The organism is Azospirillum sp. B2RO_4 (assembly GCF_051124815.1).
Classification (GTDB): Bacteria; Pseudomonadota; Alphaproteobacteria; order Azospirillales; family Azospirillaceae; genus Azospirillum.
Map to the genome: position 1 here is coordinate 2,197,060 of NZ_CP118485.1, position 17,571 is coordinate 2,214,630.

The window sequence follows — 17,571 nt, forward strand, 5'->3', positions numbered from 1 at the left end:
GTCAGCGAAGTAAGGGGTACAGCCGTGGACGATCTCAGCCGCTTCAAGCAGACCTACTTCGACGAAAGCGCCGAATTGCTGGCCGTCGCCGAGGCCGGGCTGCTGCGCCTCGCCCCCGGCGAGGTCGACATGGACGAGGTGAACGCGATCTTCCGCGCCGTCCATTCGATCAAGGGCGGCGGCGGCGCCTTCGGATTCAACGATCTCGTCGCCTTCGCCCATGAATTCGAAACGGTGATGGACGGCGTGCGCAACGCCGAGATCCCCGTCACCACCGAACTGGTCGACACGCTGATCCGCGCCAACGACCTGCTGGCCCGCCTGCTGTCCCATGCCTCCGATGAGACGGAGGCGCCGGCCGGCACCACCGACGACACCGTCGCCGCGCTCCGCCGCTTCCTGGGCAAGGCCGAAGCGCCGGCCGAAGCACCGGCGGAGAAGGGGCCCGCGGCGCCGCCGCCCGCCACGGCCTACCCCGACGACGAGGATGACGAAGCCGGCATCTTCGGCGACGCCCTGGCCGCCATCCAGGCCGCCCGCGACGATCACCCGGCCTCCACGCCCTCCGGCCCGGTCCCCGAAGGCAAGGTGCGCTGGACCATCGCCTTCCGCCCGAAGGCCGAACTGCTGCTGTCCGGCAACGAGCCGACCTACATGCTGCGCGCCCTGCGCCGGCTGGGCGAGGCGGAGGTGGTCTGCCACCTGGACCAGCTGCCGTCGCTGCGCGACCTCGACGCCGAGCTGCTGCACCTGTCCTGGACGGTGACGCTGCTGGCCGACCCGCAGGTCGACCGCGCCCAGATCGACGACGTGTTCGAATTCGTCGCCGACGACTGCGACATCCGCATCAGCGCCGAAGCCCCACCGCCCGCGATCATTGCGCCGGCCGAACCTGCCCCGGTCCCTCAGCCGGCTCCCGTCCCGGCCGCCGCCAACCTGCCGGAACCGGCCGCTCCCCCACCCCCACCGGCCACCCCGGCCGCCACCACCTCGGGCTCGGCGAAGCCCGGCGACGGCGCCAAGCGCCCCAACGGCGGTGCCGGCGGCACGGGCGGCGGCGACCATACCGGGCCGACCACCCACACCATCCGCGTCGACCTCGACAAGATCGACCGGCTGGTCAACATGGTCGGCGAGATGGTCATCACCCAGGCGATGATCGCGGAGCATCTGCGCGACCTGCCGCCGGGCCAGTTCCAGGAACTGCTGGAAGGGCTGGAAGGCCTCGCCCAGCACACCCGCGAACTGCGCGAAAGCGTGATGTCGATCCGCGCCCAGCCGGTCTCCAGCGTCTTCTCGCGCATGCCGCGGCTGGTGCGCGAATGCGCCGCCATGACCGGCAAGGAGGTGATGCTGGTCACCACGGGCGAGACGACGGAGGTCGACAAGACGGTGGTGGAGAACCTCGTCGATCCGCTGACCCACATGATCCGCAACTCCATCGACCATGGGCTGGAAGGCCCCGACGAGCGGGAGCGCATCGGCAAGCCGCGCGCCGGCACCGTGCATCTGTCGGCCGCCCACCGGTCCGGCCGCATCGTGATCGAGGTGACCGACGACGGCCGCGGCATCAACCGCGCCAAGGTGTTGTCCAAGGCGATCGAGAAGGGGCTGGTCCAGCCGGGAGCCACCCTGTCGGACGAGGAGATCGACAACCTGATCTTCCTGCCCGGCTTCTCCACCGCCGATCAGGTGTCCAACCTGTCCGGCCGCGGCGTCGGCATGGATGTGGTGCGGCGGAACATCTCCAGCCTGGGCGGGCGCATCGGCGTCTATTCGACGCCGGGCGAGGGCTCGCGCTTCGTCCTGTCGCTGCCGCTGACGCTGGCGGTGCTGGACGGCATGGTAATCTCGGTGGGGGAGGAGCGTTTCGTCCTGCCGCTGACCAACATCGTGGAGAGCCTGCGGCCCAAGCCCGCCGATCTGCATGGGCTGGTCAACAAGTGCGACGTCATGATGGCGCGCGGCGAGTATGTGCGGCTGGTCCACCTGCATCGGCTGTTCGGCATCCCCAAGGCCATCGACGACGCCACCAAGGGGCTGGTCGTGCTGGTGGAGACGGAGGACGGCTCCCGCCTCGGCCTCGTGGTGGACGAGGTGCTGGGCCAGCAGCAGGTCGTCATCAAGAGCCTGGAGGCCAACTTCCGCCGGCTGGACGGCGTCGCCGCCGCGACCATCCTTGGCGACGGCCGGGTCGCCCTGATCCTGGACGTGGCCGGCCTGCGTGAAATGAGCCGCCACAACAATTCCGGCAGCGATGCCGGCAGCCCTTCCGCTTCCCCGTCCCTGCCCGCCCCGGCGGACAGATCCGACCAGCGTCAACGCCAAACGGTTTGAGGCCCAGCGATGAGCAGTTCCACCGCAATCGCCCCCGTCAGCTCCCGCACCGACCTTTCGGCCGCAGGCTCCGCCGCCAACGGGACGGAGGAGCAATATGTGACCTTCACGGTCGGCAGCGAGGAATATGGCGTCAACATCCTGGCCGTGCGCGAAATCCGCGGCTGGACGCCGGAAAGCCGCCTGCCGAACCTGCCCGACTATGTCCGCGGCGTCATCAACCTGCGCGGCATCATCATCCCGATCTTCGACCTGCGCGCCCGCTTCGGCGGCGGCCTGACCCAGGTGACGAAGCGCCATGTCGTGGTGGTGATGCAGGTGGGCGAGCGCACCCGCGGCATCCTGGTCGACGCGATTTCCGACATCCTGGCCATCGGCCATGACGCGATCAAGCCGCCGCCCGACGTCGACAGCGGGCTGATCGACGCCGAATATCTCAGCGGCCTCTACACCGCCGAGAACCGCATGGTGACCCTGCTGAACGTGGGCAAGCTGTTCGCGGGCGAGCATGTCGACCAGGACGCCATCCCCCGCACCGCCCTGGAATCGACCTGACTGCGGCTGGCTGCCGAGCCCCCGGGACACAACGACAAGAAGCCTTGAAAAAGAGGGAACGTCACCGATGGCCACCGACGGTACGAACGCCGAAGCCGGCACCTTCCTCAGCAACATGCGCATCGGCAAACGGCTGTGGCTGGCCTTCGGCCTGCTGCTGCTGCTGATCGCCGCCCAGTCCGGCACCGGCATCTTCGGGCTGGACGGGCTGAACCGCCGCGTCGACGGCGTCATCGCGTCGGGCGACCTCGCCGTCTTCGCCAAGGATCTGGAAAGCCGTCTGGCCGCCGAACGGCTGCAGACCCGCGAATACATCAACATCGGCTCGACCGAGGCGCTGGACCGCCTGCGCGTCCTGCGCGGGGAGTTCGACCAGGCGATGGCGGCGCGGCAGGCCAAGTTGAAGGCATCAAGCCAGGCCGCCGCCTTCGCCGAGCTGGGCAGCCTTCACACCGCCTACCATGAGCGGTTCGAGGCGGTGCGCGCCGTGCGCGAGCAGGCCGACCGCCTGCTGCACGAGCGCATGGACCCGGTTGGCGCCCAGGTGACCAAGCGGCTGGAGGACATGGTCGCCGCCGCCGAGGCGTCGGGCGACAAGGATTTCGCCTTCGGCGCGCAGGAGGTGGAGAACCGCTGGCTGATGACCCGCTTCCGGGCCAACCGCGCCCTCGGCCTGCGCGACGCCGAAGCCGCGACGCAGGTCGAGGCGGTGGGCAAGGCGATGAGCGAGAGCATCGCCCGGCTGTCGTCGGTGGTCCGCAGCAACGGCAGCCTGCTGGCGGCCCTGCGCGAGATCAATGGCCGCGCCAGCGATTACCGCACCGCCTTCCGCGACGCGATGTCCGCCAACGACGAGGCGAAGCGGCTGACCGACGAGCTTGCCGCCGCCGCCACCGCGATCAACCGCGCCATCGACGGCATCGTCGCCTCCATCGCCGCCAGCGCCAAGGCGACTGAGGAGGAGGCCGGGAGCGAGGCCGCCTTCACCATCCGCCTGACGCTGGGCCTGGGGCTGCTGTCGCTGGTGATCGGCATCGTCGCCGCCAACCGCATCGCCGCTTCGATCATCGGGCCGGTCACCGGCATCCGCCGGGTGATGTCCGACCTGACAGAAGGCAAGCTGTCGGTCAGCGTCCCCCACACCGGGCAGAAGGACGAGCTGGGCGACATGGCCCGCGCCGTCGCCGCCTTCAAGGACGAGGCGGTGGAGGCCCTGCGCTCCCGCATCGCGCTGGAACGGGTGTCGGCCAACATCATGATGGCGGACGTCGACGGCCGCATCCTCTATGCCAACGACTCGATCATGGCCATGTTCCGACACGCCGAGGCGGACCTGCGCGTGTCCCTGCCCGGCTTCGACCCGAACAAGCTGGTCGGACAGAATTTCGACGTCTTCCACCGCGACCCCGGCCACCAGCGCCGCCTGCTGGCCGACCTGACCCAGACCCATCGCGGCTTGGCCAAGACCGGCGGACGCACCTTCCAGGTCATCGCCAACCCCGTCGTCAGCCGCCAGGGCGAGAAGCTTGGCACCGTCATCGAATGGCGCGACCTGACCGAGGAGCTGGCGATCGAGGCGGAGATCAGCGCGATGGTGGAGAATGCCGTGCGCGGCGACTTCACCCACCGCATCGCACTGGACGGCAAGACGGGCTTCTTCCGGCTGGTCAGCGAGGGCATTAACCGGCTGTCGGAGAACATCGCCGCCGTCACCGAGGAACTGGCTTCGGTGCTGGAGGCGCTGTCGCAGGGCGACCTGACCCGCCGCATCGACAAGCAGTATGAAGGCGTGTTCCAGCGGCTGAAGGACGATTTCAACGGCACGGTCGCCCGCCTGTCGGAGATCGTCCAGCGCATCGATCAGGCCGCCGGCTCCATCGCCGTCGCCAGCCGCGAGGTGGCGGAAGGCAGCATGGACCTGTCGGAGCGGACCGAGCAGCAGGCATCCTCGCTGGAAGAGACCGCGGCCAGCATGGAACAGCTCGCCGCCACCGTGCGCTCCAACGCCGACAACGCCCAGCAGGTCAACGGCTATGCCACCGAGGCGCGCAGCGCAGCCTCGCGCGGCGGCGACGTGGCGACCAGCGCGGTGGAGGCGATGCGCCGGATCGAGCAGTCGTCGCAGAAGATCTCCGACATCATCGGGGTGATCGACGAGATCGCCTTCCAGACCAACCTGCTGGCGCTGAACGCGGCGGTGGAGGCGGCGCGGGCCGGCGACGCCGGGCGCGGCTTCGCCGTGGTGGCGCAGGAGGTGCGGCAGCTCGCCCAGCGCTCCGCCCAGGCGTCGAAGGAGATCAAGGCGCTGATCATGGACAGCGGCGGGCAGGTGCGCGACGGCGTCGACCTCGTGCGCTCCGCCGGCAGCTCGCTGACCGAGATCGTGTCGGGCATCGGCCGCGTCGCCGATCTGGTGTCGGAGATCGCGCGGGCGACCACCGAGCAGGCGTCCGGCCTGGACGAGGTCAACATCGCCATCGCCCAGATGGACGAGATGACCCAGAAGAACGCCGCCCTGGTGGAGGAAAGCACAGCCGCCGCCCGCTCGCTGGAGGATCAGGCCGACCAGCTGCGCCGCCAGATGACCTTCTTCACCCTGGACCGCCAGTCCGCTTCTCGCAAATCCGCCTGAGGACGCCACCGGTGCCGCGATGACCGACCGCTCGCCCGTCTTATCGACCGAACCCGCGACACTGCGGCGCTCCCCCGCCGCCACACCGGCCGCCTCACCGGCCGCGGTATTCGGCGGCGCACGCGAGTTCCGGTTCGAGCGGCACCATTTCGACCTGATCGCCGGACTGCTGTATCAGCTGGCAGGCATCGCGCTGGCCCCGCACAAGGCCGAGATGGTCTATGCCCGGCTGGCGCGGCGCCTGCGCGAGTTGCGGCTGCCCGATTTCGACGCCTATTGCGCCCTGCTGCAGAGCGACGAGGTGGCAGACGAGATCGGCTTCCTGGTCAATGCGCTGACCACCAACCTGACCAGCTTCTACCGCGAATCGCACCATTTCGACTTCCTCGCCTCCACCGTCCTGCCGGAGGTGCGGGACCTGAACGCCGGCCGGCCGAAACCGCGCCTGCGGCTGTGGTCGGCCGGCTGTTCGTCGGGGCCGGAGCCCTACACCATGGCGATGGTTCTGGTCTCCACCATGGGCGCCGACCTGCGCCGCTGGGACGCCCGCATACTCGCCACCGACATCGACACCCACATGGTGGACACCGCCCGGCGCGGCATCTACCCGCTGTCGGGCGCCACCGGCATCCCGCCACAGGTCCGCCAGCGCTTCACCCAGGACGTGAGGCTGGACGGCGAGCCGGCGGTGGCGATGGGCGAGGAGCTGAAACGCCTCGTCACCGTCAAGCCGCTGAACCTGCTGGAACATTGGCCGATGTCCGGCCCGTTCGACGCGATCTTTTGCCGCAATGTGCTGATCTATTTCGACCGCCGCGGCCGGATGCAGGTGATAGAAAACTTCGCCCGGATGCTTCGCCCCGGCGGGTATCTGTTCCTCGGCCACTCGGAGAGCCTGTATGGCGTGTCGAACCTGTTCCGGCAGGCCGGTCCGACGATCTACCGGAGGGACTGAGCGATGAACGCCGTTCCCCTGCCCCGACACGACTCCACACATGCCGTATCCCCCCGCCGTCTGGGCAGCGGGCGCTACTTCAACCAGGAATTCAAGGTCGATACCGTCAAGATCGCGCTGGGCCAGCAGGCGGTCAGCGACCGCCCCGACCTGATGATCGCGACGACGCTGGGATCCTGCGTGGCGGCCTGCATCCACGACCCGGTGCGCGGCATCGGCGGCATGAACCATTTCATGCTGCCCGACCTGCCGGCGAGCGAACTGGAGGGGGCCGGCGTCGCCGCGCGCTATGGCTCGGTGGCGATGGAGCGGCTGATCAACGCGCTGCTGGCCGCGGGTGCCGAACGCCGGCGCCTGCGGGTCAAGCTGTTCGGCGGCGGCCGGGTCATCGAGTCGAGCTACGACATCGGCGGGCTGAACAGCCGGTTCGCGCTCGAGTACGTGCGGGCGGAGGGGCTGACGCTGGCCGGCCAGGATCTGGGCGGCGGCTCCGCCCGGCGGCTGCATTACTTTCCCCACAGCGGCAGGGCGCTGCGGCGCCTGCTGCGGCCGGAGGCGGCGGCCGACACCGTCACCCGCGAACGGCGCTTCATCACCCACCTGAGCCAGACCCCCGAGGAAGGCGACGTTGAACTGTTCGCCCCCGCCGATCCGGGAGGGAGCTGACCGATGCCCAGACCGATCCGTGTCGTCATCGTCGACGACAGCGCCCTGATGCGCGAAATGCTGAAGGACATCCTGAGCCGGGAGGCGGGGATGGAGGTCGCCGGCGTTGCCCGCGACCCCTTCGAGGCGCGCGAGGTCATCAAGGCCACCAACCCCGACGTCATCACCCTGGACGTCGAAATGCCGAAGATGGACGGCCTGTCCTTCCTGGAGAAGATCATGACCCTGCGGCCGACGCCGGTCATCATGGTCTCTTCCCTGACCCGCGAAGGCTCGGACGCCGCCATCCGCGCGCTGGAACTGGGGGCGGTGGATTGCGTCGCCAAGCCCGGCGGCTCCGACGGGCACGGGTTCGAGGCGACGGCGATGGAGTTGGTCTCCAAGATCCGCGTCGCCGCCACCGCACGCCTGACCATGCGCCGCCCGGCCGCCGCGCACGGTGTCCTGCCGACGCCGCGCCGCGCCGGGTCGGGAAAGCGGCTGATCGCCATCGGCGCCTCGACCGGCGGGGTGGAGCGCATCCGCGACGTGCTGGCCGCCATGCCGGCCGATTGCCCGCCGATCGTCATCACCCAGCATATGGGGCCGAGCTACGTGCCCAGCTTCGCGGCCCGGCTCGACCGGCTGTCGGCGCCCACCGTCCGGGTGGCCGTCCATGGCGACCGGCCGGTCCAGGGGCTGGTGCTGATCGCCCCCGGCGACCGCCATCTCGCCATCGTCCGCGACACCGCCGGCTTCGTCTGCCACATCCAGGACACCCCCGCGGTCAGCGGCCACCGGCCGTCGGTCGACGTGCTGTTCGCCTCCGTCGCCAAGGCGGCGGGCAACAATTCCGTCGGCGTCATCCTGTCCGGCATGGGCCGCGACGGCGCCATCGGCATGAAGGCGATGCATGAGGCCGGCGCCTTCACCATCGGCGAGCAGGAATCGAGCTGCGTCGTCTATGGCATGCCGCGGGCCGCCAGGGAGGCCGGCGCCGTGGCGGTCGAACTGCCGCTCACCCAAATCCCCGCCGAAATGCTGCGCGCCTTCGACGCCGTCGGCGAGCGCCCCCGCAGCGCCTGATTCCACCGCGCATCCGGGCAGAGTTTCCAAGGAGCACCAGTATGTTTACCCCCGCTTCCACCGATGCCGTGCCCGCGACGCCGGACGACTCCCAGGGCGGAAACGCCAAGGTCGCGGTCACCGAGGAGCTTCTGTCGACATGGCTCGGCTTCGCCGATGTGCAGCGCCGCACGCTGGATGTCGTGCAGGGCGAGCTGACGCGGACCTCGAACCATGTGGAGACCTCCACCCTGGACCTGTCGGACCGCTTCCGCGAGCTGGCCCAGAAGGCGCTGGAACAGTCGGAGCGGGTGGCCCAGATCGTCGCCATGGCCGGGTCGGTCGACATCGACGGCGAACGGGTGCCGCTCGACACGCTGGTCGTCGGCATGCAGGACATCATCACCGACATGGTGACCAACATCGTCACCCTGTCGCGCCACGCCATGAGCATGGTCTATCTGCTGGACGACGTGCAGAAGGACGTGGCCGAGCTGGAGAAGTCGATCGGCGACATCGACGGCATCAACCGCCAGACCAACTTCCTGGCGCTGAACGCCACCATCGAGGCCAGCCGCGCCGGCGAGGCCGGGCGCACCTTCGCCGTGGTGGCGCAGGAGGTGCGCCACCTCTCCCGCTCCACCGGCGAACTGGCCGAGCGCATGCGCAGCAAGGTCACCGCCGTGGTGAAGGGCGTCCGCAACGGCCACGACATCCTGCGCCAGATCGCCAACACCGACATGTCGCCGCAGATGCTGGCCAAGGAGCGGGTCGACAAGACGATGGACAGCCTGGTGGCGCAGACCACCCATTTCCAGTCGGTGCTGGAAACGGCCGCCTCGGTGTCGTCCGACATGTCCGCCACCATCGCCCATGTCATCACCGGCATGCAGTTCCAGGACCTGACCAAGCAGCGGATCGAGGCGATCAACGACAGCCTCGCCATCATGGGCGCCGGGCTGGGAGAGCTGGAAACCCGGATCCGCGCGCAGGTGCCCGCCGGCATCGGCGCGCGGGAGCCGCAGGAATGGCTGAACCAGCTGATGGGCCGCTTCACGCTCAGCGAAATGCGCGAGCGCTTCGTCCGCAAACTGCTGCTGGAAGGCACCGCGCTGGACGAAAACGGCGTGCTCGACCTCAATGCCGCAGGGGGAAGCGGCTCCGGCGGTGATATTGAACTCTTCTAGCGCGGTGCGCCCGCCGCCTGTACAGTGAACCACCTTTCCGGAAAGACGGGCCTATGGATTACGGCATAGAAGTGCGCGATCAGGAGGCGGTCGTCCGCTTGCGCGGCCGCCTGACCTTCAACGACCATGCAAAGTTGCGGACCCTGATCGGCGAGATGGGGCAGAACAGGCTCAAGCGCCAGGTGCTCGACCTGTCGTCGCTGGAGTTCGTCGATTCCGCCGGCATCGGCATGCTGCTGATCGCGCGCGAGGAGATGGACCGCGCGGCCAAGCAATTCGTTCTGCGGGGCGCCGCCGGTCAGGTGAAGCGGGTGCTGACCGTGGCGCAGATCGCCAAGATCGTTCCGATGGAGGACTGATCCCGGTGAGCGACGGGACGACCCAGATCACCGGATGCCGCACCCGCTTCGCCGGCATCGCCGCTCCCCGGATGCCGGCCGAACGGCTTGCCGGGCTGGCTCAGGCTCTGGGTCTGGCCCCGGTTGCGGAGCCCGCCGGGCCGGCGGCGCTGGCCATCCTGCTGACCGGCGCGGCCCCCGGCAGCGATGCCGACGAGCTGTGGCTCCCCCCCGTCGCCGCCTGGATCGAGCCGCCCGCCGGCAGCGAGGCCGCCGGGCTGGTTCCGCTGCTCGCCGAAGCGGCGGGCAACGACCTCTACCTCAACCTGACGACCGGGACTGCCCATGATCTCCAACTCGGCGGGCGGCTGCTGGCTGCGCTGAACGCGCGCCACCCGTTGGAAGGGGATCGCCGCGACGATCTGGAGTTGGCCCTGCACGAGGCGGTCAGCAACGCGCTGGTCCATGGCAATCTGGGCGTCGCCGGCATGAAGGAGTTGAGCGCGCAGGAACTGGAACGCTTTTCCCGCGACCTGGGCGACCGTCTTGCCGACCCGGCTCTGGCCGCCCGCCGCATCGTCATCGCGGTGCGGATCGATTCTGCGGAAGATGGGCCGGCGCAGGATGGCCGGGCGCTGGCGACGGTGGAGGTCACCGACGAAGGCGCCGGCTTCACCCCCGGCCCGCGCACCAGCTCCGGCGCCTCCGGCCGCGGCCTGGACCTGATCGGCAACGTCGCGGAAGAGCTGGAAATCGGAAATGGCGGTCGCAGCATCCGCCTGAGGTTCCGGCTGTGAACGCGGCGGGATGGCATAGCCCCGGCTGCGAGGCCGTTTCGGCGCCGCCGGACGGGATCGCCGACCCGCAGCGACCGGACGGGCCTGCCTGCGACTGCCAGGAGCCGGACTGGACCATCCTCGATTGCCCGGTCCTGGTGGTGGACGACACCGCCTTCAACCGCACCCTGATCGGCGCCTTCCTGACCGAGGCCGGCTTCCGCCGGGTTTCCTTCGCCGCAAGCGGGCTGGAGGCGCTGGCGATGATCGAGGCCGCCCTCCCCGACCTGCTGATCCTCGACATCATGATGCCGGGAATGGACGGGTTCGAGGTCTGCCGCCGCCTGCGCGCCATGCCCGAGACGGCCGACCTGCCGATCCTGGTACAGACCGCCCTGTCGTCCGGCGAGGACCGCAACCGCGCCTTCGCCGCCGGCACCACCGATCTGGTGTCGAAGCCGCTGGAACGCACCGAACTGCTGGCCCGCGTGCGCATCCATCTGGAAGACCGGGTGCTGATCCGCCGTCTGCAGGCCTATCGGGCGCGGGTGGAGGCGGAATTGTCCATCGCCCGGTCGATGCATGAGCATCTGCTGCCGACCCCGGCGCAATGCGATGCGGTGGCCGCCGCCGCCGGCTGCCGCCTGCGGGCCCACAGCGCGATCTCCCCCCATCTCGGCGGCGACCTGTGGGGGCTTCTGCCGCTCGGCGGGCGGCGCTTCGGCGTCTATCTGCTGAATGTCGCCGGCCGCGGGGTTTCGGCGGCACTGAACGCCTTCCGCCTGCATACCCTTCTGCAGGAGCTTGGCCCCGTCCACGGCCAGGATGCCGCCGGCCTGCTGACCGCGCTGAACGACCGCGCCGCCGGGCTTCTGGCCGCAGGGGAAAAGGCGACCATGACCTATGGGGTGGTGGACGGCGAGGCCGGGCGCTTCATCCACGCCTCGGCCGACGGCGCGCCGCCGATGATCCTGGATGCCGACGGCGGGCCGCATTTCGGTCTCGCCACCGGCCTGCCGATCGGCATCGCCCCCGGCACCCGCTATCGCAGCGAAATGATGGAACTGCCGCGCGGCGGCGTGCTGGCGCTCTACTCCGTCGCCGTGCTGGAAGCGCTGGATTCCGGCGGGACCGGAATCGGGCTCGGCTGGATGATCGCCCGCGCGGTGGCGGAAGGCGAAGGCTTCGATGCGGTGGTCCGCTCGCTGGGCTTTGCGCTGGGCCAGGGCAGCGGCGACGACCACACCTTGCTGTGGATCGAGCGGGAGACGGCGCCATGACCGGAGCCCCGCCGCCCGGCCTGCTGCCGATCGAGACGCGCGATGCCTTCGATGGGCTGGCCGGTGCCCGCGTATTGGTCGTCGACGACAACCGCATCAACCGCCATCTGCTGCTGGCATTGCTGGAGCGCGGCGGCATCACCCTGATCGAACAAGCGGAGGACGGGCATGACGCCCTGGTCCGGATCGAGCGGTTCAAGCCCGACCTCGTGCTGCTCGACCTGATGATGCCGCAGATGGACGGGTTCGAGATGTGCCGGCGCCTGCGCGCCGACCCGCGCTGGAAAACGCTGCCGGTCCTGGTGCAGTCCAGCCTGAACCGGGCGGAGGACCGCGCCCGCGCCTTCGCCGCCGGGGCGACCGACTATGTCACCAAGCCGATCAACGCGGTGGAACTGCTTGCCCGCGTCCGCATCCATCTGCGCAAGCGCACCATGCTGCGCGACCTGCAGCAGTATCACAGCCGCACGGAAGCCGAGCTGGAACTGGCCCGCGCCATGCAGGCCCGGATGCTGCCCGGCCCCGACCGGCTGGCGGAGCTGGAGGCGGCGACCGGCATCGCCATCCACACCCATTTCGCCCCCTCGTCCGAGCTGGGCGGCGATTTCTGGGGGATCGATCGGCTGCCGGACGGCCGGGTGGCAGTCTATCTGGTCGACTTCTCCGGCCATGGCGTCGGCGCGGCGCTCAACACCTTCCGGCTGGACGCCATCTGCCGCCAGATCGGCAGCACGGAGCTGAGCCCGGCGGATTTCCTGGCCGCCGTGAACCGGCGGCTGTGCGGGCTGCTGCCCTGCGGCCAGTTCGCGACCATGCTGACGGGCGTGATCGACCCGGCGGCCGGCCTGTTCCACTATGCCTCGGCCGGATCGACGGCGCCGATGATGTGGCATCCCGGCGACGAGGCGCCGCGGCTGGGCGACGGCAGCGGCCTGCCGCTCGGCCTGCTGGCCTCGGCCAGCTACGACAGCCGCCTGATGCCGATGCCGCCCGGCGCCCGCCTGTTCCTCTATTCCGACGCCGCCATCGAGATCCCGATCGGCGGCGAGGACAGCCACGAGGTTCTGGACGAATACGGCCTCGCCACCCTGTTCGCCCGCCGCCTGCAGGAGCCGGACGACGCCGCCCTGCTGTCCGGCCTGCTCGGCGACCTGAGGGCGACCGGCCCGATCGACGACGACCTGACGGCGCTGCTGTTGACGCGGCGGGAATGACACCGCCTGCCGGACGACACCGACGGCGCCGACGCTACCGGCCGAAAAGCAAAAAGGCCGCTCCCGAGGGAGCGGCCTTTCGCGTTCGGCGGGAGCCGACCGATCAGCGCGAGTAGAACTCGATGACCAGGTTCGGTTCCATCTGGACCGGGTACGGAACGTCGGCCAGCAGCGGGGCGCGGACGAAGCGGCCCTTCAGCGCGCTGCTGTCGACTTCCAGGTAATCGGGGATGTCACGCTCGCCGGAAGCGGAGGCTTCCAGGATCAGCGCCATCTGCTTGGACTTGGCGCGCACCTCGACGGTGTCGTTGTCCTTGATGCGGGCCGACGCGATGTTCAGGCGGCGGCCGTTGACCAGGATGTGGCCATGGTTGATCAGCTGGCGCGCGGCGAACGGGGTCGGCGCGAACTTCATGCGGTAGACCACCGCGTCCAGACGGCGCTCCAGCAGGCCGACCAGGTTCTCGCCGGTGTCGCCCTTGCGGCGGACGGCCTCGGCATAGATGCGGCGGAACTGCTTCTCGCCGATGTTGCCGTAGTAGCCCTTCAGCTTCTGCTTGGCCATCAGCTGCAGACCGTAGTCCGACGGCTTCTTGCGGCGCTGGCCATGCTGGCCCGGGCCATACTCGCGCTTGTTCAGCGGGCTCTTGGCACGGCCCCACAGGTTGACGCCAAGGCGGCGGTCGATCTTGTACTTGGACTCTTGACGCTTGCTCATAACTCTCAGGCCTCGTTGGACACGAGTTGATGTTGTCCCGGTAGTTCCATCCGCCCTGTTACAGGCGGCGGACGGGGCGTCAAAGATTGCGCGCGCCCGCTTTCCCAGGAGGTGAAGGCGCGCACAATACCCATTGGCGGGCTGGAGTCAAGCCCGACGGCATATCCGGAACTTCTTGCGTCCTCCCACCCTTTTGCGCTCCCTTTCCCGGCACCGCAAGCTGCAGGCAGGGATGACGCGATGGAACGGGTGGAGTGCGTGGTCGTCGGGGCGGGCGTGGTCGGGCTGGCGGTGGCGCGGCGGCTGGCACGGGCCGGGCGCGAGGTGATCGTGCTGGAGGCGGCGGACGCCATCGGCACCGGTACCAGTTCGCGCAACTCCGAGGTCATCCATGCCGGCATCTATTACCCCACCGGCAGCCTGCGCGCCCGGCTGTGCGTGCCCGGCCGCGATGAGTTGTATGACTATTGCGCCGCCCATGGCGTGGAGCATCGCCGCGTCGGCAAGCTGATCGTCGCGACGGAAGAGAACCAGCTGCCGAAGCTGGCGGCGATCCGCGCCCAGGCCACCGCCAACGGCGTCACCGACCTGACCGAGATCGACGCCGACACCGCGCGGACGTGGGAACCCAACCTGCGCACCGTCGGCGCCCTGCTGTCGCCCTCCACCGGCATCATCGACAGCCACGGGCTGATGCTGGCCCTGTTGGGCGACGCGGAGGAGGCCGGGGCAATGCTGGCGCTGCTGAGCCCGCTGACGCGCTCGCACCGCACCGCCACCGGCTTCGAACTGGAGGTCGGCGGGGCGGAGCCGATGCGCATCGCCTGCTCCACCCTGGTCAATGCCGCCGGGCTGGGCGCCTGGGGCGTGGCGCGCGGGCTGGAGGGTCTGGACCCCGTCCATGTGCCGCCGCGCGTGCTGGCGAAGGGCAACTACTATGCGCTGGCCGCCGGCCGCTCCCCCTTCTCGCGGCTGGTCTATCCGGTGCCGGTGGAGGGCGGGCTGGGCGTCCACCTGACGCTGGACCTCGCCGGACAGGCCCGATTCGGTCCCGACGTGGAATGGCTGGGCGATGTGGAGGGCAGTATTGATTACGCCGTCGATCCCGCCCGTGCCGACTCCTTCTACGGCGCGGTGCGCGCCTATTGGCCGGGTCTGCCGGACGGTGCACTGGTGCCGGCCTATTCCGGCGTGCGGCCGAAGCTGAGTGGGCCGGGACAGCCGCAGGCCGACTTCCTGATCCAGGGACCGGACACCCATGGAGTGGACGGTCTGGTCAACCTGTTCGGCATCGAATCGCCCGGCCTGACCTCCTGCCTCGCCATCGCCGACGCGGTGGCGATGGCGCTTGGCGAGGCGCCTGAAATTCTTAACCATTCCCAAGGCTCACAGGGTTCTTGACCGCGACCTCGGCTCTCCCAATCTATAGGCATGGCGGCGCCGGCCGATGCTGGGCCGCCGACCCGCCGGGCGCCGGAAACGGGCCCAACTTCCGCAACTCGCTCCCGTCGTGAGGAGGATGCGTCGTGACGACTCGCCTTTCGCTCTTCAACAGCCCGCTGCTGCTTGGCTTCGACCAGTTCGAGCGAACGCTCGACCGGATCGCCAAGAATTCGGCCGAAGGCTATCCCCCCTACAACATCGAGCAGATCGGCGACGACGGCCTGCGAATCACGCTCGCCGTGGCCGGCTTCACCTCCGATGACCTGTCGGTCCAGATCGAGGACAACCAGCTGGTCATCCGCGGCCGCCAGACCGACGACAAGTCGCGCGTCTACCTGCACCGTGGAATCGCCGCGCGGCAGTTCCAGCGCAGCTTCGTCCTGGCCGAGGGGATCGAGGTGGTGGGCTGCTCGCTCGACAACGGGCTGCTCAACATCGACCTGACCCGCCCGATGCCGGAGCCGAAGGTCCGCACCATCAAGATCGAACAGCCGAAGAAGGCCGCCGGCGGCGCCATGCCCCGCACCATCGACGTGTCCGCCGATGGCCGGGACGACTGATCGCCGGAAAGTCTGATCCAGGTCACGGCCTTCCCCCCTGTTCTCCGACACTCTACCCCCGACACTCTGCACGCGCGGTCGCCCATGACGGGGAGCCGCCGGGAGACCACGATCATGATGAACGATACCCACACCCAGCTGCGCCAGCTGTCGCCGCAGGATTTCGCCAGCTTCGGCCTGGGCGACGTCGCCTATGTCCGCCCGGTCGAGATGGACGGAACCGCCGCCTTCGCCATCCACGCCGCCGACGGCACGCCGCTGAGCGTGGTTGCCGACCGCGATCTGGCCTTCGCCGCCATCGTGCAGAACGACATGGAGCCGGTCAGCGTCCACTGACCGGTTCGGCCGGGGCGCCGCCGCCAACGGCGGCCGCCCCCTCGCCGCCTGCCCGCGGCCGGTTGCGCTGCAATCCGCCACATCTCGATCCTTGTCAGCCCTAACTCCTGTTGTAAGGTGCGCTCTGCGATAATCGCCGCTACGGGACGTGAAAAGGCAGTGGGGGACGGTCGGTTGGACGGCGGGGCAAGCGATACGGCGGCGGACACGAAGTCAGCTCCCGACATGGAAAAGCGTAGGGCCTGGGATGACGAGGCGCGCGATTCCCTCCACATCCTGCCCTTGTCGGCGATCCCGCTGGAAACGCCCGGCCTGCAGCATGCGCGCCTAATCAAGAATGTCCGGCTGCAGACGGTGGTGGAGATGTTCCGCGATGCCCAGACCGGCAGCGGGCAGGTCTCCCCCCGCCACATCCCAGCCTATTTCGAATCCTACAAGGACGAGATCGAACGCGATCTGGTGAAGCTGGAGAAGATCGGCGCCGCCTCCAGCTTCGACGTCTATTCCTCGCGGATCGAGCTGCGGCGGCTGAACATCGACGTCAACAACGTCGAATCGCTGACCCTGTCCGACCGCAAGAAGGCGGAGCTGACCAGCTACATGCGGGTCTTCACCCGGCCGCTGATGGAATATGTCTATGGCACGGAGGAGGTGCAGGTCGCCGACGTGACCGACATCATCCAGCTGTTCGCCAACCCCAACCGGGACGAGGCTCTGCGCAACCTGCGCATGATGGCCGACCGGCTGGACATCGGCCTGGGCGAGATCCCGCAGTTCCTGGAGGAGTATGGCGACGTCTTCCTGTCGCTGGCCTATTTCCGCAAATGCCTGGACGAGATCGTGCCGGAGGTGCAGCGCTTCGTCGGCTGGATGGGCGAGATCCGCAGCTCCGCCGAGGTCAAGCGCGACCCGCGCCAGATCAGGATGCTCGACGACATCGCCCGCGACCTGACCGACATCTCGACCTCCATCACCGGCCGGTTCGAGAGCTTCGACAACCGCTCCAAGGATTTCTGGAGCGACATCAACGCCGACACCTTCCGGTCGATCCGCGAGCTGATCTCGTCCCACCACGTCACCATCGGCGGGGTGCTGTGCGGTCTGGCGGTGAAGATGAACCTGTGGAAGCACCGCTTCGCCCGCGGTGGCGGCGGCCCCAACCGCCGCATGGAGTTCGTGAAGTCGGAGATCCTGCCCGGTCTGTCGCACATCAAGGCACTGGAGCAGTCGGCGCGGACCGGCCATCTGTAGGCGCCAGCCGCCCCCCCACTCGCCTTCAATCCATCGACAGCATCTTCCCCATGCCGTTGTCCAGCAGGATGGTGGCGAACAGCGTCAGGATCGGAATCAGGAACATCAGCCCGATGACGCAGCGCACGATCAGGTCCTTGCGTCGGGCGGAGCGGCACAGCGGGCAGTCGTCGGGACCATGCCCGTAATCGGACCCGCAATAGGGACAGGCGGTGGTGTCGACCATGGCAGACGGGCTTTCAGCATGGGCGGGAGGCCCTGGAACCAAGGCCATTCTGG

General features: G+C 69.0%; 16 protein-coding genes and 1 pseudogene. 15 read left to right on the forward strand and 2 right to left on the reverse strand.

Features of this window, described 5'->3' with window-relative positions; translation table 11 throughout:
• The first annotated feature begins 24 nt into the window (after positions 1 to 24).
• The 11 genes and pseudogenes from PWS46_RS10500 to PWS46_RS10550 all read left to right on the forward strand — a co-directional run bounded on the left by PWS46_RS10500 (position 25) and on the right by PWS46_RS10550 (position 12,984).
• Positions 25 to 2,337: a chemotaxis protein CheA gene (locus tag PWS46_RS10500; protein WP_434614674.1), complete on the forward strand. Its 2,313-nt coding sequence runs from the start codon at positions 25 to 27 to the stop codon at positions 2,335 to 2,337.
• Between the two features lie 9 nt (positions 2,338 to 2,346).
• Positions 2,347 to 2,892 carry a chemotaxis protein CheW gene (locus PWS46_RS10505; protein ID WP_434614677.1) on the forward strand — a complete coding sequence of 182 codons (546 nt, stop codon included), beginning with the start codon at positions 2,347 to 2,349 and terminating at the stop codon, positions 2,890 to 2,892.
• Between the two features lie 67 nt (positions 2,893 to 2,959).
• Complete coding sequence (locus tag PWS46_RS10510) at positions 2,960 to 5,524, forward strand: methyl-accepting chemotaxis protein (RefSeq protein ID WP_434614680.1); 2,565 nt, start codon at positions 2,960 to 2,962, stop codon at positions 5,522 to 5,524.
• A gap of 19 nt (positions 5,525 to 5,543) precedes the next feature.
• Positions 5,544 to 6,479, forward strand: coding sequence for a CheR family methyltransferase (locus PWS46_RS10515; protein WP_434614683.1), 936 nt, complete (start codon positions 5,544 to 5,546; stop codon positions 6,477 to 6,479).
• A 3-nt stretch (positions 6,480 to 6,482) separates the two neighbouring features.
• Positions 6,483 to 7,145, forward strand: a complete 663-nt coding sequence (locus PWS46_RS10520; protein WP_434614686.1) for a chemotaxis protein — start codon at positions 6,483 to 6,485, stop codon at positions 7,143 to 7,145.
• Positions 7,146 to 7,148: 3 nt separating this feature from the next.
• Entirely contained in the window at positions 7,149 to 8,210 is a 1,062-nt protein-coding gene (locus tag PWS46_RS10525) for a protein-glutamate methylesterase/protein-glutamine glutaminase (RefSeq protein ID WP_434614688.1), read from the forward strand.
• A 485-nt stretch (positions 8,211 to 8,695) separates the two neighbouring features.
• Positions 8,696 to 9,376: pseudogene (locus PWS46_RS10530) on the forward strand (methyl-accepting chemotaxis protein); the annotation flags it as partial.
• A gap of 53 nt (positions 9,377 to 9,429) precedes the next feature.
• Positions 9,430 to 9,735, forward strand: a complete 306-nt coding sequence (locus PWS46_RS10535) for an STAS domain-containing protein (RefSeq protein ID WP_434614691.1) — start codon at positions 9,430 to 9,432, stop codon at positions 9,733 to 9,735.
• Between the two features lie 5 nt (positions 9,736 to 9,740).
• Entirely contained in the window at positions 9,741 to 10,511 is a 771-nt protein-coding gene (locus tag PWS46_RS10540; RefSeq protein WP_434614694.1) for an ATP-binding protein, read from the forward strand.
• Positions 10,508 to 11,770 carry a response regulator gene (locus PWS46_RS10545; RefSeq protein WP_434614697.1) on the forward strand — a complete coding sequence of 421 codons (1,263 nt, stop codon included), beginning with the start codon at positions 10,508 to 10,510 and terminating at the stop codon, positions 11,768 to 11,770. The genes PWS46_RS10540 and PWS46_RS10545 overlap by 4 nt, the downstream gene beginning before the upstream one ends.
• Complete coding sequence (locus tag PWS46_RS10550; RefSeq protein ID WP_434614700.1) at positions 11,767 to 12,984, forward strand: PP2C family protein-serine/threonine phosphatase; 1,218 nt, start codon at positions 11,767 to 11,769, stop codon at positions 12,982 to 12,984. Before PWS46_RS10545 ends, PWS46_RS10550 begins: the two co-directional genes overlap by 4 nt.
• 103 nt (positions 12,985 to 13,087) lie before the next feature.
• On the opposite strand, the gene rpsD is transcribed toward PWS46_RS10550, so the two are convergent.
• A complete protein-coding gene (rpsD, locus tag PWS46_RS10555) occupies positions 13,088 to 13,702 on the reverse strand; it encodes a 30S ribosomal protein S4 (protein ID WP_014248629.1) in 615 nt (204 codons plus the stop codon).
• A 240-nt stretch (positions 13,703 to 13,942) separates the two neighbouring features.
• Here rpsD and PWS46_RS10560 point away from each other — a divergent pair, with 240 nt between their 5' ends.
• From PWS46_RS10560 to PWS46_RS10575, 4 genes are all read left to right on the forward strand, one after another.
• Positions 13,943 to 15,103, forward strand: a complete 1,161-nt coding sequence (locus tag PWS46_RS10560; protein ID WP_434614703.1) for an NAD(P)/FAD-dependent oxidoreductase — start codon at positions 13,943 to 13,945, stop codon at positions 15,101 to 15,103.
• A 125-nt stretch (positions 15,104 to 15,228) separates the two neighbouring features.
• Positions 15,229 to 15,705: an Hsp20 family protein gene (locus PWS46_RS10565; protein ID WP_042689584.1), complete on the forward strand. Its 477-nt coding sequence runs from the start codon at positions 15,229 to 15,231 to the stop codon at positions 15,703 to 15,705.
• Positions 15,706 to 15,819: 114 nt separating this feature from the next.
• Entirely contained in the window at positions 15,820 to 16,041 is a 222-nt protein-coding gene (locus PWS46_RS10570) for a DUF1150 family protein (RefSeq protein WP_085090731.1), read from the forward strand.
• Between the two features lie 225 nt (positions 16,042 to 16,266).
• Positions 16,267 to 17,292: a hypothetical protein gene (locus tag PWS46_RS10575; RefSeq protein WP_434614707.1), complete on the forward strand. Its 1,026-nt coding sequence runs from the start codon at positions 16,267 to 16,269 to the stop codon at positions 17,290 to 17,292.
• Between the two features lie 25 nt (positions 17,293 to 17,317).
• Here PWS46_RS10575 and PWS46_RS10580 read toward each other — a convergent pair whose 3' ends face one another.
• Complete coding sequence (locus PWS46_RS10580) at positions 17,318 to 17,518, reverse strand: hypothetical protein (RefSeq protein ID WP_244560865.1); 201 nt, start codon at positions 17,516 to 17,518, stop codon at positions 17,318 to 17,320.
• Positions 17,519 to 17,571: the final 53 nt, after the last annotated feature.